General features: G+C 55.1%; 18 protein-coding genes and 1 tRNA gene. 10 read left to right on the forward strand and 9 right to left on the reverse strand.

Annotation, left to right across the window (positions count from 1 at the left end):
- Positions 1 to 2: 2 nt before the first annotated feature.
- Positions 3 to 2,834: a DNA polymerase I gene (polA, locus tag CA832_RS05050; RefSeq protein WP_088340442.1), complete on the reverse strand. Its 2,832-nt coding sequence runs from the start codon at positions 2,832 to 2,834 to the stop codon at positions 3 to 5.
- 39 nt (positions 2,835 to 2,873) lie between these two features.
- The gene (locus CA832_RS05055) at positions 2,874 to 3,857 is read right to left on the reverse strand and encodes an isoaspartyl peptidase/L-asparaginase family protein (RefSeq protein ID WP_088340443.1); all 984 of its coding nucleotides are present in this window, start codon (positions 3,855 to 3,857) and stop codon (positions 2,874 to 2,876) included.
- 41 nt (positions 3,858 to 3,898) lie between these two features.
- Between CA832_RS05055 and CA832_RS05060 the strand changes: the two genes are divergently transcribed.
- The 3 genes from CA832_RS05060 to CA832_RS05070 all read left to right on the forward strand — a co-directional run bounded on the left by CA832_RS05060 (position 3,899) and on the right by CA832_RS05070 (position 6,295).
- On the forward strand, positions 3,899 to 4,624 hold the full coding sequence (locus CA832_RS05060) for a copper homeostasis protein CutC (protein WP_088340444.1): 726 nt from the start codon (positions 3,899 to 3,901) through the stop codon (positions 4,622 to 4,624).
- Positions 4,625 to 4,677: 53 nt separating this feature from the next.
- Positions 4,678 to 5,907: a metallophosphoesterase gene (locus CA832_RS05065; RefSeq protein WP_088340445.1), complete on the forward strand. Its 1,230-nt coding sequence runs from the start codon at positions 4,678 to 4,680 to the stop codon at positions 5,905 to 5,907.
- A 91-nt stretch (positions 5,908 to 5,998) separates the two neighbouring features.
- Positions 5,999 to 6,295: a thioredoxin family protein gene (locus CA832_RS05070; RefSeq protein ID WP_088340446.1), complete on the forward strand. Its 297-nt coding sequence runs from the start codon at positions 5,999 to 6,001 to the stop codon at positions 6,293 to 6,295.
- A 15-nt stretch (positions 6,296 to 6,310) separates the two neighbouring features.
- On the opposite strand, the gene CA832_RS05075 is transcribed toward CA832_RS05070, so the two are convergent.
- Positions 6,311 to 9,661, reverse strand: coding sequence for a glycosyltransferase family 117 protein (locus tag CA832_RS05075; RefSeq protein WP_088340447.1), 3,351 nt, complete (start codon positions 9,659 to 9,661; stop codon positions 6,311 to 6,313).
- A gap of 164 nt (positions 9,662 to 9,825) precedes the next feature.
- On the opposite strand from CA832_RS05075, the gene CA832_RS05080 reads away from it, so the two are divergent.
- Positions 9,826 to 9,897 (forward strand) — tRNA-Gln (locus tag CA832_RS05080).
- 178 nt (positions 9,898 to 10,075) lie between these two features.
- Here CA832_RS05080 and CA832_RS05085 read toward each other — a convergent pair.
- Positions 10,076 to 10,426, reverse strand: coding sequence for a putative quinol monooxygenase (locus CA832_RS05085; RefSeq protein ID WP_088340448.1), 351 nt, complete (start codon positions 10,424 to 10,426; stop codon positions 10,076 to 10,078).
- A gap of 248 nt (positions 10,427 to 10,674) precedes the next feature.
- On the opposite strand from CA832_RS05085, the gene CA832_RS05090 reads away from it, so the two are divergent.
- Positions 10,675 to 11,556, forward strand: coding sequence for a nucleoside hydrolase (locus CA832_RS05090; protein ID WP_088340449.1), 882 nt, complete (start codon positions 10,675 to 10,677; stop codon positions 11,554 to 11,556).
- A 7-nt stretch (positions 11,557 to 11,563) separates the two neighbouring features.
- On the opposite strand, the gene CA832_RS05095 is transcribed toward CA832_RS05090, so the two are convergent.
- From CA832_RS05095 to CA832_RS05105, 3 genes are all read right to left on the reverse strand, one after another.
- A complete protein-coding gene (locus CA832_RS05095) occupies positions 11,564 to 12,049 on the reverse strand; it encodes a nuclear hormone receptor family protein (RefSeq protein WP_143542335.1) in 486 nt (161 codons plus the stop codon).
- 56 nt (positions 12,050 to 12,105) lie between these two features.
- Positions 12,106 to 12,537 carry a hypothetical protein gene (locus tag CA832_RS05100; RefSeq protein WP_088340451.1) on the reverse strand — a complete coding sequence of 144 codons (432 nt, stop codon included), beginning with the start codon at positions 12,535 to 12,537 and terminating at the stop codon, positions 12,106 to 12,108.
- Positions 12,538 to 12,603: 66 nt separating this feature from the next.
- On the reverse strand, positions 12,604 to 13,854 hold the full coding sequence (locus CA832_RS05105; RefSeq protein WP_088340452.1) for a cation:proton antiporter domain-containing protein: 1,251 nt from the start codon (positions 13,852 to 13,854) through the stop codon (positions 12,604 to 12,606).
- A 171-nt stretch (positions 13,855 to 14,025) separates the two neighbouring features.
- Here CA832_RS05105 and rimP point away from each other — a divergent pair, with 171 nt between their 5' ends.
- Genes rimP through infB form a run of 3 tightly spaced genes read left to right on the forward strand, consistent with a single transcriptional unit; the run spans position 14,026 to position 18,442 of the window.
- Entirely contained in the window at positions 14,026 to 14,499 is a 474-nt protein-coding gene (gene rimP, locus CA832_RS05110) for a ribosome assembly cofactor RimP (RefSeq protein ID WP_088340453.1), read from the forward strand.
- 14 nt (positions 14,500 to 14,513) lie between these two features.
- Positions 14,514 to 15,746: a transcription termination factor NusA gene (gene nusA, locus CA832_RS05115; RefSeq protein ID WP_088340454.1), complete on the forward strand. Its 1,233-nt coding sequence runs from the start codon at positions 14,514 to 14,516 to the stop codon at positions 15,744 to 15,746.
- Positions 15,747 to 15,790: 44 nt separating this feature from the next.
- Complete coding sequence (gene infB, locus CA832_RS05120) at positions 15,791 to 18,442, forward strand: translation initiation factor IF-2 (RefSeq protein ID WP_088340455.1); 2,652 nt, start codon at positions 15,791 to 15,793, stop codon at positions 18,440 to 18,442.
- An 81-nt stretch (positions 18,443 to 18,523) separates the two neighbouring features.
- On the opposite strand, the gene CA832_RS05125 is transcribed toward infB, so the two are convergent.
- Positions 18,524 to 18,982: a hypothetical protein gene (locus CA832_RS05125; protein ID WP_088340456.1), complete on the reverse strand. Its 459-nt coding sequence runs from the start codon at positions 18,980 to 18,982 to the stop codon at positions 18,524 to 18,526.
- 21 nt (positions 18,983 to 19,003) lie between these two features.
- A complete protein-coding gene (locus tag CA832_RS05130) occupies positions 19,004 to 19,378 on the reverse strand; it encodes an SPOR domain-containing protein (protein WP_088340765.1) in 375 nt (124 codons plus the stop codon).
- Positions 19,379 to 19,700: 322 nt separating this feature from the next.
- Between CA832_RS05130 and CA832_RS05135 the strand changes: the two genes are divergently transcribed.
- Both CA832_RS05135 and CA832_RS05140 read left to right on the forward strand, forming a co-directional pair.
- On the forward strand, positions 19,701 to 21,089 hold the full coding sequence (locus tag CA832_RS05135; RefSeq protein WP_088340457.1) for a c-type cytochrome: 1,389 nt from the start codon (positions 19,701 to 19,703) through the stop codon (positions 21,087 to 21,089).
- Positions 21,090 to 21,117: 28 nt separating this feature from the next.
- Positions 21,118 to 24,237, forward strand: coding sequence for a TAT-variant-translocated molybdopterin oxidoreductase (locus CA832_RS05140; protein ID WP_088340458.1), 3,120 nt, complete (start codon positions 21,118 to 21,120; stop codon positions 24,235 to 24,237).
- Positions 24,238 to 24,248 lie beyond the last annotated feature (11 nt).

Raw genomic sequence — 24,248 nt, forward strand, 5'->3', positions numbered from 1 at the left:
GTTTAGTGCGCTTCCAGCCAGTTGTCGCCTACCCCGATGTCTACCACCAGGGGTACCGCCAGGCTATAGGCGTTTTCCATTTCCGATTTGATCATGGCGCTCACCTGGTCCATCTCCGGGGTATAGACGTCAAAGACCAATTCGTCGTGTACCTGCAGAAGCATTTTGGTTTTGAACCCTCCCGCTTCTAATTTCTGGTATATCCGAATCATGGCGATCTTGATGATATCCGCCGCGCTGCCCTGAATCGGGGCATTCACCGCGTTTCGCTCGGCCGCTCCCCGTACTACCGCATTGCCCGCATTGATATCCTTCAGGTAGCGCCTGCGCCCAAGCACGGTTTGCACATAGCCGTTCTCCCGTGCGAAATCAACCTGTTCGCTGATGTAGTTGCGCAGGCGCGGATAGGTTTGGTAATAGGTGTCTATCAGGTCTTTGGCCTCGGACCGGCTCAGGGTGGTCTGGTTGCTGAGCCCGAAGGCGGAGACCCCGTAAATGATCCCGAAGTTGACCGTTTTGGCCTGGGAACGCTGCTCGCGGGTGACCTCCTCCAGCGGGACCTTGAATACCCGTGCAGCCGTGGCGGCGTGGATATCCTCCCCCCGTTTGAACGATTCGATCATATTCTCCTCCTCGCTGAGCGCCGCGATAATACGTAGCTCTATCTGGGAGTAATCCGCTGCCAGCAATCGGTACTCCTCCGAGCGGGGGATGAAGGCTTTCCGGACCTGCCGCCCCCTTTCGGTGCGGATTGGGATGTTCTGCAGGTTGGGGTTATTGCTGCTGAGCCGTCCGGTGGCGGCCACGGTTTGCATGTAATCCGTATGCACCCGGCCGGTACTGGGTGCCACCTGCTCCGGCAGGGCATCCACATAGGTGCTTTTGAGTTTGGTGAGCCCCCGGTAGTCCAATACCATTTGGATGATCTCGTGGTCCTTGGCCAGGTCCGAGAGCACCTCCTCGGCAGTAGAATACTGCCCGGTACGGGTTTTCTTGGGCTTGTCCACCAGTTTCATCTTGTCGAAGAGGATTTCCCCCAGCTGTTTGGGCGAGCCGATGTTGAAGGTCTCCCCGGCCGCTTCATAAATGCGGGATTCCAGGCTGGCGATATCGCTTTCCAGGTCTCCGGCCAGCCCTTCCAGGAATCCGGTATCGAGGTTGATCCCCTCCAGTTCCATGGCGGCCAGGACCCGAAGCAGCGGGATCTCGATGTCATGAAAGAGTTTCTCCGTACCGGCAGCCTGCAGTTCCGGCTCGAAGAGGGTTGCCAGCTGCAGGGTAATGTCGGCATCCTCTACCGCATATTCGGTTTGCTCCTCCAGGGGCACCTCCCGCATGCTGAGCTGGTTTTTCCCTTTTTTGCCGATCAGGTCGCTGATGGGGACAGGGGTATAGTTCAGATAGGTCTCCGCCAGGACATCCATATTGTGTCGCATATCCGGGTTGATGAGGTAGTGCGCCAGCATGGTGTCGAAAAGCGGCCCTTTCACCCCAATGCCGTAGGTGCTCAGGACCTTGATATCGTATTTCAGGTTCTGGCCCACCTTTTCGATGCCTTCCGCTTCAAAGAAAGGCCGCAGTTGGTCCAGCAGGGCTACGGCCTCCTCCCGCTCCTCCGGGAAGGGGATGTAATAGCCCTTGTGCGGTTCCCAACTGAAGGCAATCCCCACCAGTTCCGCCTTCAAGGGGTCCAGGGAAGTGGTTTCCGTGTCGAAACACACCCGGGGCTGGCCCATGAGGTTTTTCAGAAAAAGTTTCAGGGCCATCCCACCCGCAACGCTCTGGTAGTGGTGGTCTACCTCTTTAATGGTCTTACGGCCCGAATATTCTGTTACGGCTTCAGCTCCGGAGGCCTCCTCCCCGAAAAGGGAGAATTGCCCGCTGCCTGCAGGGCGGTCGAGGTTACGTGCGGTTTCCGTACTGCTCACGGGGGTGTCTTCCGCGGCTTCGCCGGAAAAGAGTTTGAGGAACTGCTCCTTCAGGCGCCGGAATTCCAGTTCCTCGAAAAGCTCCTGAACCTTCTGGCTGTCCGGGACGCTCATTTCGAAATCCTTTTCGTCGAAGAAGACATCGCAGTCGATGCAGATGGTGGCCAGTTTTTTAGACAACTTGCCCAATTCTGCATGCTCAATGATCCGTTCCTTCATCTTGCCCTTCAGCTGGTCGGTATTCTCCAATAAGCCCTCCAGGGAGCCGAACTGTTCGATGAATTTTTTGGCGGTTTTATCGCCCACCCCCGGAAAGCCGGGAATGTTGTCGCTGCTGTCTCCCATCATGCCCAGGTAGTCGATGACCTGTTCCGGGCGTTCCACCCCAAAGCGTTTCTGCACCTCCGGGATGCCCCAGATCTCAATCCCGTTCCCCATGCGCGAGGGGCGGTACATAAAGGTGTTCTCGGTCACCAGTTGCCCGAAGTCCTTATCCGGGGTTACCATAAAGACCTGGTACCCCTGGGTCTCGGCCTGCCGTGCCAGGGTGCCGATTATATCGTCTGCTTCCAGGCCCGATTTTTCGATGACGGGGATGTGCATGGCCTGCAGGATCTGCTGGATCCAGGGGACGGCTACCCGGATGGCATCGGGGGTCTCGTCCCGGTTGGCTTTGTATTCGGGGAACAGTTCGGTGCGTTCGGCGCTGCCGTCCTTGTCGAAACACACGGCCAGGTGGTCTGGTTTTTCCCTGCGGATCACGTCGAAGAGGGAATTCATAAAGCCCATGATGGCCGAGGTATCCATCCCCTTGGAGTTGATGCGCGGGTTTTTGATCAGGGCGTAGTACCCACGGAAAATAAGGGCATAGGCGTCCAGCAGGAACAGCCGTTTCTTTTCAGACATAGGAAGATGCTTTGGCGGTTGGTAAAGCTACTGAATTTATCAGGATTTCAGGGCGCTCTCCGAGGGGATGTTCCGGTGGCCCTTCCCATCGAAGCGCCTGTAGCTAAAGCCCGGGTGGATGCAATAGGCCCCGGTTTCCCCGGCTTTGTTTATGGCCAGGAATCCAATCTGGAAGTCGCGGCGGCCCTTGTTCTTCTCCATAATGCGCCTAACCCCTTCCTCGCAGGCCTCCTGGGGGGTGCGCCCCTGCCGCATGAGTTCTACGATAAGGAAGCTGCCTACAGTCCGGACTACTTCCTCGCCCATACCCGTTGCCGTGGCGCCGCCCACCGCGTTGTCCAGGTAGAGACCTGCCCCGATGACGGGAGAGTCGCCTACCCGCCCCTGCATTTTATAGGCCAACCCGCTGGTGGTACAAGCCCCTGCGATATTGCCGTTGACGTCCAGGGCGAGCATGCCGATGGTATCGTGGTTTTCAATATTGATGACCGGCTTATACTGCGCTTCCACTTTCCATTGTTCCCATTCGGCCCGGGAGGCATCCGTGAGCAGGTCCTGGGTTTCGAAGCCCTGTTCTGCAGCAAAACGGGCAGCTCCTTCGCCCACCAGGATCACGTGCGGGGTTTCCTCCATCACTTTCCGGGCCACGGAAATAGGGTGGACATACCCTTCCAGGGCCATGACGGACCCGCAATTCCCTTCCGGATCCATAATACAGGCGTCGAGGGTAACCCGGCCGTCACGGTCCGGACGGCCGCCGTAGCCCACGGTCTGGTTCCCGGGGTCGGCTTCCTCCACCCGTACACCTGCTTCCACCGCGTCCAATGCGCTCCCCCCGGTGCTGAGGACGCCCCATGCCTTTTCGGTGGCATTCCCAAAATCCCAGGTGCAGACTACCACGGGGCCCGGGGAGGTTGTCACGGGGTTGGCGGCAGGGGCTTCCGAGCAGGAAACCAGGGCCGGGGCACTCAGGATGCCGGCCGTTCCAATGGAGGAATTTTTCAGGAATTTTCTTCTGTGCATGGTGGGAAGGGTTTAAATTCGGATTTTAAAGATACATAAATATGAAAGTAGAAGTCTGCGCCAATTCCCTGGCTTCGGCCCTGGCTGCACAGCAAGGGGGGGCGGACCGGATTGAGCTCTGTTCGGAACTTTCCGTTGGGGGCGTTACGCCTTCGGCCGGTCTGCTCCGGGAGGTGCGCAGGCAAGTGGAGTTGCCGGTGCATGTGCTCATCCGCCCGCGCAGCGGGGATTTCTGCTATTCCGAGGAGGATTTTCAAATCATACTCAACGATATCGCCCTCTGTGTGGAATGGGGTTTTGAAGGCATCGTGTGCGGTTGCCTCCTCCCGGACGGGCGTATGGATGCAGATCGTACGGCCCGCTTGCGGGACGTCATTCCCGGGCACTTCACGTTCCACCGTGCCTTCGACCAGTGCCCGGAGCCCGAGGCGGCGGCGGCCCTCCTGGACCGCCTGGGGGTCGATACCCTGCTGAGCAGCGGCCAGGCCGCAAACGCAATGGAAGGCCTCCCCATGCTGGAACAACTCCAGGGTAGTGTAAAGCGCCTCCAGCTGATGCCTGGTGGCGGGGTAGGCCCGTCTAACGTCTTGAAGTTTGCCCATTCCGGGTTTGGGGCAGTCCACCTGTCGGCTACTTCCGGGTTTACGGCCCGGGATGCGGTTTACGGCCCGCCCATGAATACCCCCGGGATGCTCACCGAAGGGCCTCCCCCTATTTCCGATGCCGCCCTGGTGCGCCGGGTGGTAAAGGCCCTCGATTCTGCATAGGACCTGGTCCGGGCTTGGCCGAAAAAGGGATATATTTGTAAAAACGCCCCGCTATGCTCAGGTGGATCATCTTTGTAGCCCTTTACCTGGCCATGTGCCTCTATACCTTACAGGCCTTGCGTTCGGGTACCCGGTTCCCGTGGGTCTACTACCTCTACCTGGCGGTTTCCCTGCTGGTCCTGGGGAATTTCATCTGGCAGTTTACCGTGGGGGACGATCCCGGCCGGGTCCTGAGCCGGCCCAAGAGCTATGCCTTTGGGTTCCTCCTGGCCGTCCTCACCTTTAACCTCATTACGATTTTCTTCCTTTTTTCCGAGGACCTCTTCCGCCTTGTGGTAGCAGCCTACGACAAACTTTCCGGCAAGTCCCACACCTTCAGCCTCCCGGGCAGAAGGCGGTTCCTGAGCCTGATGGCCCTGGGGATAGCCTCCCTGCCTTTCGGGGCTTTGCTCTACGGGATGTACCGGGGGAAGTACAACTACAAGGTATTGCGCTACCAACTGGAATTCAAGGACCTTCCGGAGGCCTTCCACAATTATACGATCACCCAGATATCGGATATCCACAGCGGGAGTTTCGACAACCGGGCCAAGATCGAATACGGGGTGGAGCTGATCAACCGGCAGAAGAGCAACGCGATTTTTTTCACGGGTGATATGGTCAACAACAAGGCCAGCGAGATGGAACCGTGGACGGCCTTGTTTTCCAGGCTCGAAGCCCCGGACGGGAAATACTCCATCCTGGGTAACCACGACTACGGCGATTACATCCCCTGGGACACAGAGGAGGAAAAGGCGGAGAATCTGGAGCGACTGAAAACTATGCAGCGGGAAATGGGTTTTGACCTGCTGCTCAACGAACACCGCTACCTGGAGCGGGAAGGGGCGCGGATCGCCCTGATAGGGGTCGAAAACTGGGGTCGGGGCGGCTTTAAAAAGGCTGGTGACCTGCAGGCGGCCACCCAGGGGATCGACCCTTCGGATTTCAAGATTCTATTGAGCCACGACCCCTCGCACTGGGAGGACAAGGTGATTCCCGATGCCCTGCACTACCACCTCACCTTAAGCGGGCATACTCATGGGATGCAATTCGGTATCGAGATCCCCGGCTGGGTAAAGTGGAGCCCTGTCAAATGGCGTTACAAATACTGGGCGGGCATCTACGAGGAGCTCGGGCAGTTCATCAATGTGAACCGCGGGTTCGGATTCCTCGGGTACCCCGGCCGCGTGGGTATCTGGCCGGAAATCACCGTGATAACCCTCCGCAAAACGGGTTTAACTTGAATTTAACGCCCGGACCCCCTCAAATACAGGAGGTTTCGGAATCGATTTAACATTTTTTCTTACTTTTGGATGGTAAATCAACGCCTGCTTTATGTCCAAATTCGGTGAACTCATCGATCAGAATGTACCGGTCCTCCTGGACTTTTATGCGGAGTGGAACGACCAATCCACGGCCATGCATCCGGTACTGCGCGACGTTGCCGCTGCACTTGGCGACAAGGGAAAGGTTATTAAAATCGATGTAGACAAGAACAAGGAACTTTCCCAGGCCTTGCGCATCAAAGGCCTTCCCACCCTGATGATCTACAAGAAAGGGGAAATGGTATGGCGCCAGAGCGGCGAGCAGGATGCCAATACCCTGATCGGCATCCTCAACGAATACCTGTAAAAACGTTTCGGACTTTTATGGGTTCTCCGGCAGGTCCGGGGTACTGTCTACCTGCGTCTGCGTGCCGTCCGTGGCGGTGGTGAGCGTATCCACCGCAGCACTGTCTGCCGATGTATCCGGGGCCGCTTCTTCCACCTCTTCCAGGGAATCCAGCAGGCTGCGCTGCCCAAAGATGGCAAAGCGGTCGAACTGGGCGTTGAACACCTCCGTCTCGGTTTCTACCAGGGTTTCGTCCTTATTCGCGATAAGGATGTCCGTAAGGCGCTTGAAGGCCTCGAGGTTGTCCAGGATTTCCTCTGCCCGGTCGTATTGCTCGTCCAGGGGCATGCCGGCATAGTAATCCAAACGGTCCAGGTATATCCCCTTTAGTTTCCGGTACAAAGCGCGCGCTTTGTCGGTTTCCCCCACCTTGTAATACCCGTCCGCGAACGGTTCCACAAAGGTGTAGAAGTCGTAGAATTCCACCGGCATCTGTGTCATGGCCAGGTCGATGATTTCCCGGGCACGGTCTATCTCATTTTCGGCGATGAGGGCTTCCACCAGGCGGGCCAGGTTGGCGCGCATGGAAAGCCCCTGGGAACGGGTTTGCGGGTCGTGGTAAATATCCGGACTTCCGGAATTCCCCCATTCCAGGCCCATCACCACGTCATACATCAGGTCGGTATCGATGCGCCCGAGTTCAAAGCCGTTGCGGTTTTCGGTGCGGATGGGGACCAGTTTGTAGGCCATGCCGTCCAGCTGGAGGTACTCCTTCATCCAGATATACTCGGCCCGGTCAAAACTGCCGCCCGAGAAATAGATGGGCCGCTTCCAGTCGTTATTGGCCAGGATATCCAGCATCAGGATGCGGTGTTTGGGCAATACCCCGGGCAGGTCGATGTCGATGTAATCCACAATAAGGGCAGAGTCCTTTTCCTTAACCAGGCCGGAGGCCAGCACATTTTCCTTGTTGACGGGCACCCGGATTTTGTTGGTAGGGTAGAAGACGGTTTCCAAAGTGCTTTCCGGATATTCGGCCAGGTCTGCCCCGATGCGCTGCAGGTAAGAGCGTATTTTGGTTTCGGGCCTGTCGCTCCCGATCCAGTCCATAAAGTCGCGGATGTCCCAGCGGTTCTCGGTCAGCGGCTGGTGGTAGATTACATCCCGGTTCCCATACCGGTAAAGCTCGTGCGTGAGTTGGGAGGGGATGGGCTCACTTTCGTAAGCCTTGCGTTTCATCTGGTCTACATACCAGTCGGTGGCGAAGAGGCTGGTGCAGATCACCCGTACGTCCGTCCTGTAATTTTCGATCTCCTGGACATACCACAGCGGGAAGGTGTCGTTGTCCCCAATGGTGAAGAGCATGGCCCCGGCATCTTCCTGGCAACTGTCCAGGTAGGCCATGGCGGCAGCCCTGGCCGTGTACCGCCCGGAGCGGTCGTGGTCGTCCCAGTTCTGGTAGGCCATAACCCCGGGCACAGCCAGCAGGCATACCAGGGAAATGACAGGAGCCCAGATCTTGGGAGTGAGCCATTTTCGGAATTCCTCGAAAAGGGCCACCACGCCCATGCCTATCCAGATAGCGAACACATAGAAGGACCCAACCAGCGAATAGTCGCGCTCGCGCGGCTGAAAAATATAGGGGTTCGTGTAAAACTGGATGGCAATTCCGGTGAACAGAAAGAAGACAAAGAGGACCCAGAACTGTTTTGGGTTGCGCCCCAGTTGAAAGACCAGCCCGATGATGCCCAGCAGCAGGGGCAGGAAGAAGTACGTATTGCGCCCCTTGTTGTCCAGCAGGTCCTGCGGGAGGTTTTCCTGGGTGCCCCGGAAAAGGGAATCGACAAAGGGGATCCCGCTTATCCATTCCCCATTGCCGTTGTAGCGCCCTTGTTTATCGTCCTGCTTCCCGACAAAATTCCACATGAAATAGCGCCAGTACATATAGCCGAACTGGAAGCGAAGCATATAATCCAGATTCTGGCCAAAAGAGGGTGGCTGCACCTCCAGGTAGTCGCCGAAGCGGTTCAGGAACCCGATGTACTGTTCCTCGTCCAGCTCGCCGGATGCCAGGCCTGCGCGCAATTGCTGGGCGGCGGCCCGCAGCTCTGCGTTACTTTCGGTAAGCCTGAAATCCAGCGGCCCGAAGTAGCGCATATAATTCTCTGCGTGCTGGTCGCTCCACATGCGCGGCAGCAGCCCCACGTGGTCCGGGTTGGGGCCGGGCAGGGCCTCCTTGTAATGGTTAACGATGACGTATTTGCCTGTAATTGTGTCCTTCTCATACTTGGGCTTGTCGTCCCGGTTTTCACCTGGGGAGGCAAAGCGGTCGGAGTAATACGCGCCGTAGAACGGACTGTCCACCCCGGGGTATTGCTCCCGGTTGTAATAGGCCAGCAGGGCCCGGGCATCGGCCGGGTTATTCTCGTTGATCACCACATTGGCGTTGGCCCGGATGGGCAGCATCAGCCAGGAGGAGAACCCCAGGAACATAAACAGGCCGCACAGGATCAGCGTATTGGCGCGGAGGTAGTTGTTTTTTCGGGTATAGCGCAAACCGAAATAAAAGGCCCCGGCAAAAAGCAGGCCCATGATGAGAGTCCCCGAATTAAAAGGGAGCCCCACGTCGTTGATAAAGAACACCTCGCTCCAGCCAAATAGTTTCAGGACATAGGTGAGCGAGAATTTGTAGACCAGGATGAGGACCCCGACCACGGCCGCATTGGCCAGGATAAAATTGGTGACATTGACTGTTTTATACTTCTTGAAGAAATACAACAACCCGATAGAGGGGATCGCCAGGAATCCCATAAACTGTATCCCGAAGGTGAGCCCTACAATAAAGGCGATCAGCACCAGGTAGCGGTTCCCCCTGGGGTCGTCCAGGTTATCCGTCCATTTAAGCCCAAGCCAAAGCAGCAGGGACATAATCAGGCTGGCCATGGCGTATACTTCGGTTTCCACAGCGTTAAACCAGAAACTGTCCGAAAAGGCCAGGCTAAGGCACCCCACCAGGCCGCTGCCGAGCAGGGCTATGGCCTGGGCATTGCTTAGCTCCTCCCAACCGGTGAGCTTTCGCGTAAGGTTGGTAATAGTCCAGAACATAAACAGCAGGGCAAAGGCAGAGGACACCCCCGACATCAGGTTTACCAGGAAGGCCACATTTTCGGGCCCGGGGGCAAACATGGCAAAAAAGGCGCCCATCATCTGCAAAAGGGGAGCCCCCGGGGGGTGGGCCACCTGTAATTTGGCCGATGTGGCGATGTATTCCCCCGCATCCCAGAAGCTGCCGGTGGGTTCGGTGGTGATGAAATAGACGAGGAATGTAATGGTGAATACCAACCACCCGCCAAGGGTGTTCCACTTGCGGAAATTATTCGCGAACATGTGCGCTGCTTTATCGGACTTGGGGCGAATTTAGTAAATAACCCCCATTCGGACCGGGTTCCTTGGAAAGCTTTAACACCGGGGGCCTTTTCCCTTTTTCCGAAATGCCCATTTTTTGTTTGGCGTAATAAAACTTTGTTTTAAATTTGCCGCTCTTAAGGCGCTGGCCCATGGTGTAATTGGCAACACTACTGATTTTGGTTCAGTCATTCTAGGTTCGAGTCCTAGTGGGCCAACAAAAAACCCGAGCAGATGCTCGGGTTTTTTTATTTCCTGAAGTTTCCAGGTCTGCACAACTACAGGTACATGCTTAGGTCTTCCTGTAGAGGGGTTTTCCATAGGCTACCTAAAAAAAAGGCGGGCATGAAAGGAGTGTGCAGGTCCGGAGGCTAGATTGTGGATGGGAGTGGGGGGTTATGCCCCGGCTTCAAAATGGTAGTAGGTAATTGCCATCCCTTCCGAGGCTTTTTTCAGCTCTTCCGAAGGCGTACCGCATGCCTGCAGGCTGAGCTCGGAAATAGTGAGGAGTTGCCCCAGCATGGGCCCCACATTTTCCATGTGCTGCAGTACTGCCGCCGAATCCCGGTAGATTTCACGCACCAGGCATTCGGATAGCTCCTCGTTGTAAAACCAGTCGTACCGCAGACAGCCTGCTCCCAGTTCTTTTTCCTGCACAGCTGCAATCATCTGAGCGGCTATTTTCTTGAAAGGTTCCATTTGCCCGGGCTTAATACGGAACCGGGCTGTGGCGTCTAGTTGTTTCATGGCTAAGGTTTTGTCGATGTGCGAATTAAGATAGGCAATTCAGGTTTGCTATACTGCGATTTACGTGTGCTCTTTCGGGTTTTTTCGCACTAAGCCCGGGTTTTGAAAGGAAATTGCAGGCAGTTAGGCTATCTTTTGTTCGGGGATATGGGGGTACCCCAAATAAAAATGCGGTATTCTGCCATTTTGCAGTGCCGCTGCCATGACTTATTTTAGAAATCACCTAACAACCAGCAAATAGAACCCAGATGACCCGTTTTTATCTCTGCTTACTGCTCTTTGTTTTCTGTTCCCTTACCCTCACAGCCCAAAGATCTGTTATTGTGGATGCCGATACCGGGAACGAGGTGGATGACCTCTACGCACTGGTGCGCATCCTGATGGATCCTTCGGTTGAGGTAAGTGCCTTATGTGCCGCCCACTGGCAGACCAGCCATTGGAGCGTGCCGAACTCTATGGAGAACAGCCATCGCCTCAATCAGCAATTATTGGGGGAAATGGGCATCTCAGTACCTACCTTAAGGGGAGGTGAAGCCCGCATGTACGATTGGGGGGACCGCGCCCGCCACTCTGCGGCATCCTATGAAATCATCCGGCAGGCAACCGAACGGGATTCAGTGGAAATCCTGGTGCTTGGGGCATTAACCAATGTGGCTTCTGCTGTTTTTATCTCCCCTGAAATTGCGCCCAAGCTCCGGATATACTGGTTGGGTACTACTATGGATTTCGAGTCGGGTATATTGAAACGCAACGACTTCAATGCCCTTATGGACCCCTATGCTTTGGATTTCCTGTTGGACTCCGATGCTCAAATGCAAATCATGCCCATTAATACGGCACAGGCAATGGAGATCAGGCAAGACGTTTTAAAAAGGGAAACCGGGTCTCACCCATTAGGGGCATATTTATTAAGGCGGTGGGAGGACCATTTGGATGGTTCCCGCAATTCCAGGACATTATGGGACCTGGCTTTGGTGGCTGCATTTCTGAGGCCTGAAGTGGCTACTCTGGAGGTGGTCAGGACTTCTAGGGATAGCGGAGACCGTCCTATTCGGTTTTATAGCACAATAAACACAGAAGAGATTTACCGGGATTTTTTTGAGCGTTTGCTCATGTACCAAAGGCCTTAGACGATACTTACCTATCCGAAAACCGGAGCTCGGCCACCCGCTTAAGGACTTTCTCGTCCAGTTTTTTACTCTGGGCATCCATCATATCCGGGCTAACCACCCATTGCATGAAGTCGATCAGCGGTACCCGGGTCATGACCCCGCCCTGGATTTCGGTAATGAGGGTTTCGTCCCTGGAGTGCGCCAGTAATACGGAATCCAGTTGGTAGTATTGCTGGCGGGCAAGAGCCCAGAAGGAATAGGCGCGCACCACCGCGTTCTCGTGCTGGCAGAGCTCCAGGAGTTCGGCCTCGGTGGCCTGTTCACAAAGCAATTGGAAGTTCTGGTATTGGGCTGTAGCCTCCCCACTGAACCCTACATAGGGTCCGTGCACCTGGTTTACGGCAGCCAGGGAATCCGCCAGGGAAGGTATCGCCCCCCCGGTGGCGCCTCCAACTTCCTGGCCCCAGGCACTTAAGGGTATGAGTATAAGAAAGGTCAGCAGGTACTTCATTTCAAAAAGCAATACCAAATACAAAGGTAGTACGGAAAGCCCCGTATTGCCAAATTTCAACTCTTTGGCGGTGGGGATGGGAAGACCCAAAACCGGAGCAGCAATTGTCCGATAAGGGAATAGGCCACCCCGGCAGAGAGGATGACCGGCATCAATTCCCAGTCTGCAGCCATACAAACTACGAGGGTTGCAAGGGCTGCAATCCCATGAACGGCCTGCAAAATAAACCCTGTCGAGGGCTTTTTTCGAAACCGGAAATACACGAAGAGCATAAGGCTCCATGCAGGCAGGGAACAAACAGCTGCAATTAGGAGGAACGCCAGCATTTGTTCGGGCAAGGTATCGATAAGCGGGATGTTGTCAATGCCCGGTAACCGGCGGGTCAACGCAAAAAGAAGCGGTGCCGTCACACTGCCCGATACCAGCGTTACAACCCAGGTAAAGAGCAGGCGGCGCAGAGTTGAGCGTTTGGAATGGATTACGGTCATACGGGTTGTCAGTTGGAATACGATTTCTAAACCTTTATAAAACCCCCGATTCTCAAAATTCTCACATCACTCCTCCTCATACGCCTCATCCCGCAATTCGTATTGCGCATCTATTTCTTCCAGCAGGGTGGTCATTTTCTTCTTGTCCCGAACCATTGCCCAGGTCATGATCAGGCTGGTGGCGATGATGATAAACAAAAGGATGCCCGGCTCAAAACCCGGGGCCTGGGCCTCTGCGGGGATGGCGTAAAACAGCAGGACGGTAATCAGCCCCCGGGGGGCAATAAACAACTGGGGCCGGATATCGCTCCCGAAGACCACCCGCAGCAAGGCAAAACGGATCAGATATATGGAAGCGATAATCAGGATACTCACCAGCCAAACCTTAAGGCTTAGCAGGGACGAAAGCACAATGGTCATCCCGAATACCACAAAAAAAAAGGTCCGCACTACAAAGGCGCTTTCCAGGGTGATGATATGCAGTTCATGGTAGATCTGTTTGGCGCGCTCCTGGTTGAGGTAACGGCGTAGGGGGCCTGCAAAGAACAGCTTCATATTGGCGATTACCAGGCCAAAGACCAGGATGATGATCAGAGAGGAGAGGTGTAGCTTTTTCCCGATAGCGTAGAGCAGGAGCAACACCGCAATAAGCAGGAATTGTTTGGCCTGTGTTTTGATCCCCTGGAAAATGAGGATGAGCACATAACTTACGGCAACAGCCAGTACCACCGTGAGCGCCAGGGTCCCCGCAAAGCCTGCCGGGCCTATTGCCTCGGCAGGGTTCAGCTGGCCGGCCAGGAAGTAGAACAATACAATCCCGGCGATGTCCGAAAAGGTACTTTCGTAAATGTGGAATTCCTTTTTGGCTTCCTCCAGGGCGCCTACGCTGGGGATGATAATGGCGCTGGAGAGAATGGAGAGGGGGGTAGCGTAGAGCCAGGCCGAGGTGCTGTCCATACCGGGGATCAGCCCCTGCAGGATAAGGGCGGCTACCCAGGCCGAGGCCAGCAAGCCCGCCAGGGCTACCGAAAGCGACTTGAGGATGGGCCAGATTTTATTCCGTTTGAGTTCCAGTTCCAGTGCGGCCTCCAGTACGATCATAATAAGGCCCACTATCCCCAGGACCTCCAGGGCCGGAAAAAGGTCCGGGAGTTCGGAGACAAAGGCCCGGGCTGCGTATTGCAGGATGATCCCGAGGGCGATCAGCATGAGCACCGAAGGGATGTTGGTTTTCCTCGACAGGGTATTGAACCAGAAGGACAGGATCAGGATCAGGGCACCTTCTATAATCAGGTTGTAGGAGGAAAAGAGTTCCATGGGCAGGGCTTTGCCCTAAAGGTAGCGGAATTCGGCCGACTGTGCTTTTAAATTACGCCCCCGCCCATTGGTAAATCACGAAAAAAGTAATATCTTTGCAGCACTTATCGAAGCATTGCCACAGATGAGGGGACCTAAAGTCCCCTCTTTTATTAGCGGTCATTTAAGACGATGGAGGACAACAGGTTGCAACAACGCGTAAGCGCTTTGCTGGAGGAAGCCCTTGCCGGGCGGCCAGACCTTTTCCTGATCGAATTAAAGGTGGGTGCGGACCAGAGTATCCGGATTACCTTAGATGGGGATTCGGGCATTAGCCTGCAGGATTGCATGGATGTGAGCCGGGCCGTGGAACACCAGTTGGACCGGGATGCATTCGATTTTTCGCTGGAAGTGGGTTCGGCAGGGGCAACAGCCCCGCTCTTGCTTCCGCGGCAGTATAAGAAGCATATGGGCCGGAAGCTGGAAGTTCACCATGGAGGCCAGGAGATAAAAGGCACCCTGGTGGCAGCAGACGACCAACACATAACCCTGGACTGGAAGGTCCGGGAGCCCAAGCCGGTTGGCAAGGGGAAGCATACCGTTCGGAAAGAGGCGGTAATCCCGTATTCCGAAATTGAACAGGCAAAAGTTGTTTTAACGTTTTAACGGCAGACCGAGTAATGGAAAATCTCGCATTGATCGAATCGTTTTCCGAGTTTAAGGACGACAAATTCATCGACCGGGTGACCCTGATGGCCATCCTGGAGGAAGTGTTCCGTGCCGCGCTCAAGCGCAAATTTGGTTCGGATGAGAATTTCGACATCATCATCAACCCGGACAAGGGCGACCTTGAGATCTGGAGGAACCGCGTTGTGGTCCCGGATGGGGAGGTAGAAGAGCCCAATGAGGAGATTTCCCTCTCCGAGGCCCGGAAAATTGAACCGGATTTCGAAGTAGGGGAGGATGTGTCAGAGGAGGTGAAACTCATCGACCTGGGGCGTCGCTCTATCCTCGCACTGCGTCAGAATCTGATCGCCAAGATCCACGAGCACGACAATACCACCATCTACAAGCAGTTCAAAGACCTGGAAGGGGAGATATACACCGCCGAGGTGCACCATATCCGCCACAAGGCCATTATCCTGCTTGACGATGAGGGCAACGAGATCCTCATGCCGAAGGAAAAACAGATCCCCTCGGATTTCTTCCGCAAGGGAGACAACGTTAGGGGGATTATCGAAAGTGTTGAGCTGAAAGGCAACAAGCCGCTTATTATCATGTCCCGTACCTCCCCGAAATTCCTGGAGCAGTTGTTCCATCAGGAAATCCCCGAGGTATTCGACGGGCTTATCACAATCAAGAAAGCCGTGCGCATTCCCGGGGAGAAAGCCAAAGTGGCCGTGGATTCCTACGACGACCGCATCGACCCGGTAGGGGCATGCGTGGGGATGAAGGGGTCCCGCATCCACGGGATTGTCCGTGAGTTGGGCAACGAGAACATCGATGTGCTCAACTGGACCAACAACCCGCAGCTCATGGTAAGCCGCGCCCTGAGCCCGGCCCGTGTGACCCAGGTGAAACTCAACGACGAGAACATGACGGCACAGGTCTACCTGAAGCCAGAGGAGGTTTCCAAGGCAATCGGAAGGGGAGGCCACAACATCCGCCTGGCGGGGCAGCTCACCGGCTATGAGATAGACGTATTCCGCGAAGGGGTCGAAGAGGATGTGGAACTCACCGAGTTCCGCGACGAAATTGAAGAGTGGATCATCGAGGAGCTTCGTAAAATTGGTTTGGATACGGCCCGCGCCGTTCTGGAACAAGACCCGGAAGACCTCGTAAAACGCACCGATCTGGAGGAGGAAACCATCCTGGATGTGATGCGGATCCTCAAGGAAGAATTTGAAGATTAAGCTATATATTAGCACCTTAATAGTAAGAACGCTGGATTTCTTTTATGGCAGAAAACGCAACCATAAGGCTTAACAAGGTCCTCAGGGAACTGAATATTTCGTTGGACAGGGCAGTCGACTTCCTGGCCTCAAAAGGGCATCAGGTAGAGGCGCGCCCTACCACCAAAATCTCCGACGAAGTATATCAGGTCCTCCTGGGGGAGTTCAAGTCCGACATGAGCAAGAAGGTTGCTTCGCAGGAGGTTGGTGAAGAAAAGCGCAAGGAGAAGGAGGCCATCCGCCTACAGCAGGAACAGGAACTGGAGGAACGCCGTATTGCCCGCGAGAAGCGGCAGGCGCGCACCGAGGTTGTCCGTGCTAAGGCAGAGCTGGCAGGGCCCAAACAGGTCGGGAAGATAGACCTGGATGGCCCCAAGGAAAAGCCGGCCGCAGTCGTTGCCGAGGCGGAAGCAGAAGAAGCCCCCAAAGCAGAAGCGCCCAAGGAAGAAGCGCCCGTTACAGAAGCGCCCAAGGCAGAAGCTCCTGCGCCTGAAGCCGCGGCTCCCGAGGCCCCGGCTAAAGAGGAGAAGGCGGCCGAGCCGGAGAAGATCCAGACCGAATACAAGAAACTCTCTGGTCCTAAGATCAAGGACAAGATCGACCTGTCTCAGTTCGATAAACCCAAGAAGAAAAAGGAGGCCGACGACAGCGACCGCAAACGCCGCCGCCGCCGGATCGCCAGTAAATCCGATGCTCCGGGACGGGGTAAAACCGGTGGCCGCAAGCAGCACCAAGCCGGGCCCAAGGTAGAGCCTACAGAAGAGGAAGTGCAAAAGCAGGTCCGGGAAACCCTGGAGAAGCTTCAGGGCAAGTCCAAGAAAGGTAAGGGTGCCAAGTACCGCCGCGACAAGCGGGATATGCACCGCCAGCAGACCGAAAAGGACCTCGAACAGCAGGAAAGGGAGAGCAAGACCCTGAAGGTGACCGAATTTGTTACCGCCCAGGAGGTTGCTACGATGATGGACGTACCTACTACCGATATTATTTCGGCCTGTATGTCCCTGGGCATCATGGTGACCCTCAACCAGCGCCTCGATGCGGAAACACTGAGTATCGTAGCCGAAGAATTTGGTTTCGAAGTGGAGTTTGTCACGGCCGAGATTGAAGAAGCCATCGAAGAGGTGGAAGATGCGCCGGAAGACCTGAAACCCCGTGCTCCTATCGTTACGGTAATGGGTCACGTAGACCACGGAAAAACCTCCTTGCTGGATTACATCCGTAAGGAAAATGTAATTGCCGGGGAAAGCGGGGGCATTACCCAGCACATCGGAGCCTATGGGGTAACCCTGGACAGTGGCCAGCGCATTACCTTCCTGGATACCCCGGGTCACGAGGCGTTTACCGCTATGCGTGCCCGTGGGGCGCAGGTTACCGATATTGCGATTATCGTTGTGGCTGCAGACGACGACATCATGCCGCAGACCAAGGAAGCCATCAGCCACGCCCAGGCTGCAGGCGTCCCTATTGTCTTTGCGATCAACAAGGTGGACAAGCCCACGGCCAACCCGGATAAGATCAAGGAAGGCCTGGCCAATATGAACCTGCTGGTGGAAGACTGGGGTGGGAAAATCCAGTCCCACGATATCTCAGCCAAAACCGGGCAGGGTGTCAAGGAACTCCTGGAAAAGGTACTCCTGGAGGCGGAACTGCTGGAACTGAAGGCCAACCCCGATAAGCTGGCGAATGGTACGGTGGTAGAAGCCTACCTGGATAAGGGCCGCGGATATGTGTCCACGGTACTGGTACAGGCCGGAAGCCTGAAAATCGGGGATTACGTACTGGCGGGTACCTGCAGTGGTAAGGTAAAAGCCATGCAGGATGAGCGCGGGAAGACTATTAAAGTGGCCGGTCCTTCGGTGCCGATTTCCATTTTAGGTCTGGACGGCGCCCCCCAGGCGGGTGATAAATTCAACGTACTTGAGGACGAGCGGGAAGCCAAGCAAATCGCTTCCAAACGCGCCCAGTTATTGCGCGAGCAGAACGTCCGTACCCAGCGGCACATTACCCTGGACGAAATCGGCCGGCGTATTGCGCTTGGAGATTTCAAAGAGCTCAACATTATACTTAAAGGGGACGTGGATGGTTCCGTGGAAGCCCTTTCGGATTCCTTCCAGAAACTCTCCACCGACGAGATTCAGGTCAATATCATCCTGAAGGGTGTAGGTGCCATTACCGAATCGGACGTACTGCTGGCTTCTGCCTCAGACGCTATTATCATCGGGTTTAACGTTCGCCCCATGGGTAATGCCCGCGATTTGGCCGACAAGGAGGAAATCGATATCCGGACCTACTCCATTATCTACGACGCTATCAACGATGTAAAGGATGCCATGGAAGGCATGCTTTCTCCGGAGATCAAGGAAGAGGTTACCGGAACGGCCGAAATTCGCGAGACCTTCAAGATATCCAAGATCGGAACTATTGCAGGGTGTATGGTTACCAGCGGCAAGATTTTCCGCAACTCCAGTATACGCCTGATCCGCGACGGGGTAGTGATCTACACCGGAGAACTCGCTTCGCTCAAACGCTTTAAGGACGATGTGAAGGAAGTTTCCAAAGGGTACGATTGCGGTATGCAGATCAAGAACTACAACGACATCCGGGAAAGTGACATTGTGGAAGCCTTCCAGGAAGTAGCAGTTAAAAAGACTTTGTAAAAGGTCTATTTACAAATTCCAAATTCCAAATCCCAAATTCCAAGAGAGTTTGGGATTTTTTGTTTGCAATGGTTTGTGACTTTAAGGCTGGTCAATGCCAAAATATCCACCGCCGATAGCTTCGCATTTGGCCAGGTAGCGCAGCAATTGTTCTTCGTCGATTAATCCCCGGGATTCGAAAAAGCTAATGTCATTGTCGTCCTTATGCACCAGAATAACAGCTGGGTCGCCTTCATTTAGCGGGAATGAGGTTCCCCTTTCCATATTTTGCTTTGGGGCTGCTGAATCCAGCTGGTAAATAAAGCGAAGGTCTGTAACCCGTTTATCTGGGTATACACTGCGATGCAATACACGTGTAATGATACCCTGTACTTCAATAAAGTTGTCCGGGTCGTAATCTTGGTATTGCTTTTCTGAAGTTAACCCGCAGCCAGGCAGCAGGAATAAAAGGCATATAATGCGCGGGTTGTTCAGCAAGGTACGCTGGTTTGGAATTTGGAATTTGGAATTTGGAATTTGGAATTTGGCCCCGACAGCCATGGAGGGGGTGTAGCCTCTCGGTTACCTATCCGCCTTCTCAGGCCTGAGGATTAAGGAGGCCGGGTATTTTTTTCTAACTTCTTGATACTCCCGCTCCGCTTCGAGGCGGTCCTTGAACTGCCCTACCTGTACGCGGTAAGTGGGGGAGTCAAAGACAATTTTGGCTTTCCATTGCGGGAAGTCTATTTCGACCTCTTCTTTAAGGGTTTCGGCCTCGGAATAGGTTCCGAAGCCCACCTGTATAGTAAAAAAGGAGGTGTTGGAAATGCCCTGGGCGTAAATGGCCATCAGTTTGTCAATGCCCGGTTCCTGGTCAATGCGGATCTGTCCGTTTTGGGCATGGGCGACTAGGGCAAAGAGCAACAGGCAGGCGGTGGTGATAAGTGGGGTGCGCATAGGGTAAAACCGTTGATAACCAATGGCCGTAAAGGTACTTTTTTTAGGGCTTTTCAGGAGGTGCAGCATCATTATTTAGAATAATTATAAATTATATATTATAAAACCTTTAAGATTTTCAGAATAAAGTCTAGTTCGTATTTTTGCTGACAATTTGAACCGACCCAGACCGCTTTAAATGCCTACGTTTTCAGTAGGTTTTTAAGGCCAGAAAACGGAACAAAAAGCCCTGAATCCGGCCCTTAAGCCAAGATTCCTCCAAAAGTGTGCCACAAGCGGCCACAACGGTGAAAAGGGTACAACATATTTTGAACAGCAACACATGAAAAAGGTTTCGAACCGCCATCCGAACTTTGCGATTTTTGCTTTTTCTCTTGCCCTCTCCCTACTGGTTTCTACTTCCCTGATTGCCCAGGATGACGCTGCCGCGGCGGCTACTACTGAGGCAGCTGCCCCTGCCGGGGATGGAAGTCCTTGTGGCCCTGGGGATGTGGCAAAAGGAAAACAGTTGTTTAACCAGAACTGTGCTGCCTGCCACGCCCTGGAGCGCCGGATGACCGGTCCTGCCCTGGCCGGGGTAGCCACGCGGCTTTCCGAGGATGAAGGTCTGGATTGTGACTGGCTCTACAGCTGGATCCGGAACAGTGCGGGGATGATCGCCTCCGGAGACGCCTACGCCAACCGGATCTACAATGAATACAACCAGGCGGCCATGACGGCCTTCCCGACCTTGAGCGACCAGGATATCAATGACATCCTCGCCTACGTGGAGGCACCGCCCCCTGCACCTGTTGCAGCTGCGGCCACGGCAGGTGCCGAAGGCGGAAAGGCGGACTCTGGTGGTATTTCCAATGAGCTGATCCTCGGCGCCCTTACTCTGGTTTTCGCCCTGCTGGTGATGATGCTGTTCCTGGTGAATCGTACCCTTCGGCGCATCGCCGAGGCCAATGGGGTGGTACTGGAAAAAGAGAAGGCCGAAAAGGGACTTCCCATTTGGAAGGCCTTTGCCCAGAATCAGTTCCTGGTTTTGGTTACGGTCATTTTCCTGATGCTCAGCGCGGCATACTTCGCCTATGGCTGGTTTATGCAGGTAGGGGTAGACCAGGGGTATGCGCCCATCCAGCCCATCCACTATTCCCATAAAATCCACGCGGGGGACAACGGCATAGACTGTAAGTACTGCCACTCTTCTGCACGCGTTTCAAAGCACTCGGGAATCCCTTCCCTGAATGTGTGTATGAACTGCCACAAGTCCATCTACGAGTACAAAGGCAACCCGGAAGGCCCTTCTGCCGAAGATCTGGCCATGGGGTACACCAACGAGTTCTACACGGGGGAGATCAAGAAACTCTACGAGGCGGTAGGTTGGGACGAAGAGACCCAGAGCTACGCCAACGAGCCAAAGCCTGTTGAGTGGGTTCGGATCCACAACCTCCCGGACTTTGCCTATTTCAACCACAGCCAGCACGTAACGGTGGGCCAGATCGAATGTCAGACCTGCCACGGCCCGGTAGAGGAAATGGAGATCATGTACCAGTATTCTCCCCTGACTATGGGGTGGTGTGTGAACTGCCACCGCGAGACCAACGTCCAGATGGAAGGCAACGACTACTACGAGAAAATTCACGAGGAACTTGCCAAGAAGTACGGAGTGGAAAAGGTTACGGCAGCCCAGATGGGTGGCCTGGAATGCGGCAAGTGTCACTATTAATATCAGCAGCTAAATAGACCCATAACAAATGGCATCAAACAAAAAATACTGGAAGAGCGAGGCGGAACTCACGCCGGGCAATTCCATTGTTGAACAGCTGAGACAAAACGAATTCCCGGAAGAAATCCCCGTGGATGACTTCCTTGGCGACAAGCAGGAACTGGCTTCCAGCCAGACCAGTCGGCGGGATTTCCTCAAATACGTGGGCTTCAGCACCGCGGCCGCTTCCCTGGCTGCCTGTGAGGGCCCGGTTCACAAGTCTATTCCCTATGTGGTACAGCCCGAGCGTATTGTGCCCGGGGTGGCAAACTACTATGCCACCAGCATCGCGGACGGCTTCGATTTTGCCAGCATTCTCGTTAAAACACGGGAAGGGCGACCCATTAAGATAGAGCGCAATAAGGAAGCCGGTTTTAAGGGCGATTCCAACGCCCGGATTCAGGCTTCTGTTCTTTCGCTATATGACAGCACCCGCCTGCAAGGCCCCCGCAACGCCGAGGGAGATGTAGATTGGGACGTGCTGGATGCCAGCGTGAAGGCCCGCCTGGCTGCCATGGCTTCCGGCGGAAAGAAGGTTGCCCTGCTGACACAGACCTACGCCAGCCCTTCCACGAACCGGTTGGTCGCACAATTCTCTGAGAAATACGGGAACGTTACCCACGTTACCTACGATGCCATTAGCGAGGATGCTGCCCTGAATGCCTACCAGGCGAAATACGGGGATCGCGCCCTGGCCGATTACGATTTTTCCAAAGCCGATGTGATCGTGTCCTTCGGGGCCGATATCCTTGGCGACTGGCAGGGAGGTGGTTTCGACGGCGGATACGCCAAAGGACGGGTGCCGGCCAACGGCAAGATGTCCCGCCACATCCAGTTCGAATCGAATATGACGCTTTCCGGGGCCAATGCCGATAAGCGCGTACCCCTTACACCTGCACAGCAGAAGGTAGCCCTTGCACAGCTTTTTGCCCGCTTGAACGGGATGAGCGCCGGCGGGGAACTCCCAGAAAAAGCTGCCGCCGCTGTTGAACAGGCCGCTGCGGCCATTCGCGCTGCAGGTCGCAAGGCCGTTGTGGTATCCGGTCTGCAGGACCAGGATGCCCAGGCTGTTGTCCTTGCGATAAATGAAATGCTTGGAAGCGAGGCCTTCCAACCGGAATCTCCCCGCTACGTGCGCCAGGGGAATACAGCGGCCCTGCAGCAGCTCATCGCTGACATGCAGGCCGGAAATGTAGGTATGCTCCTTATGGATGGTGTAGACCCGCTGTACACCCTGCCCAATGCCGCCGAATTTGCCGAGGCCCTGGGAAAGGTAGACCTCTCCGTGGCCTTTGCCACCAACCGTACCGATACAGCCGAGGCCTGCACCTTTGCAGCTGCCTCCAGCCATTTCCTGGAATCCTGGGGCGATGCCCAGTTCAAAAAGGGACATTACAGCCTGATGCAGCCCGTTATCCGGCAGCTCTTCGATACCCGCCAATTCCAGCAGTGCCTGCTGAGCTGGTCCGGGGAGGAGCAAAGCTGGTACGACTTTATCCGCGAGACCTGGGAAGGAAGCATCCTGGCCGGGGCCGACTGGAACCAAGCCCTACACGACGGGTTTTTTGCCGCCTCCATGGATGCGGATCCGCAGGAAGCTGCTGCTGCCCAGACCGATAAGGAACAGGAAAGTGAAGCAGAGGAACCTGCTTCCGTGGGTAGTATTGCCGCCGCTGTTCGGCGTTTGGCCGGAGCTACCCAGGACGGCATGTCCCTGGTGCTCTATTCCAAAGTTGGGATGGGCGATGGCCGTCAGGCAGGCAACCCCTGGCTGCAGGAGTTCCCCGACCCTATTACCCGGGTTTCCTGGGACAACTACCTGACCGTTTCCAAAAAAGATGCCCAGGAACTGGGCCTTGTGAATGAATATGTGGCCAACGGGGGTCTGGATGGCAGTTATGCCAACGTAACGGTAAATGGCGTAACGGTTTCCAATGTACCGGTAATTATCCAGCCTGGTCAGGCCGAAGGAACCTTCGGGCTCGCCTTCGGATATGGCCGCAAGACCGGCCTGAAGGCCGATATGCAAACCGGGGTGAATGCCTTCCCGCTCTACCAGGGCTTCGATACCGCCCAGGGGGTGACTATCGAGAAGGCCGCTGGTATGCACGAGTTTGCCTGCATCCAGTTGCAAAAAACCCTTATGGGTCGTGGGGATATCATCAAGGAGACTACTCTTGAAATCTTCAATACAAAGGATGCTGCCGAGTGGAACCACGTGCCGCAGGTATCCCTCAACCACAATGAGGTGCCCGCTACCACAGTAGATCTCTGGGAGCCTTTCGACCGCTCCGTGGGGCACCATTTCAATATGTCTATTGACCTGAACTCCTGTACGGGGTGCGGGGCATGTGTGATTGCCTGCCACGCCGAGAACAACGTGCCGGTGGTCGGGAAAAAAGAAATCCGCCTTTCCCGCGATATGCACTGGCTGCGTATTGACCGGTACTATTCCTCCGAGGATACCTTTGAGGAAGACAATATCAAGAAAGACGGCTTCTCAGGTGCCATGGAGTCCAAGCGGGGCTTTGAGGAAATGGAAGATCCGGCTGCGAACCCGCAGGTGGCCTTCCAGCCTGTTATGTGCCAGCACTGTAACCACGCCCCCTGTGAAACCGTTTGCCCGGTTGCCGCTACGGCCCACAGCCGCCAGGGACACAACCACATGGCGTACAACCGCTGCGTGGGCACGCGCTACTGTGCGAACAACTGTCCGTACAAAGTGCGTCGCTTTAACTGGTTCCTCTACAACGACAATGACGAGTTCGATTACCATATGAATAACGACCTGGGCAAAATGGTGCTGAACCCGGATGTGAACGTGCGTTCCCGCGGGGTTATGGAGAAGTGCTCCTGGTGTATTCAAATGACTCAGAAAACTATCCTGGATGCCAAGCGCGAAGGCCGGCCTGTAAAGGACGAAGAGTTCCAGACCGCCTGCTCAAATGCCTGCAGCACAGGGGCCATCGTCTTTGGGGATATCAACGATCCGGAAAGCGAAGTTTCCAAGTTGAAAGCGGACGACCGTATGTACCACCTGCTGGAGCATGTAGGCACACAGCCGAATGTCTTCTACCAGGTTAAGGTCCGCAACACAGACGAAGCATAAAACACTAAGCA

Source organism: Robiginitalea sediminis (genome assembly GCF_002198115.1).
Classification (GTDB): domain Bacteria; phylum Bacteroidota; class Bacteroidia; order Flavobacteriales; family Flavobacteriaceae; genus Robiginitalea; species Robiginitalea sediminis.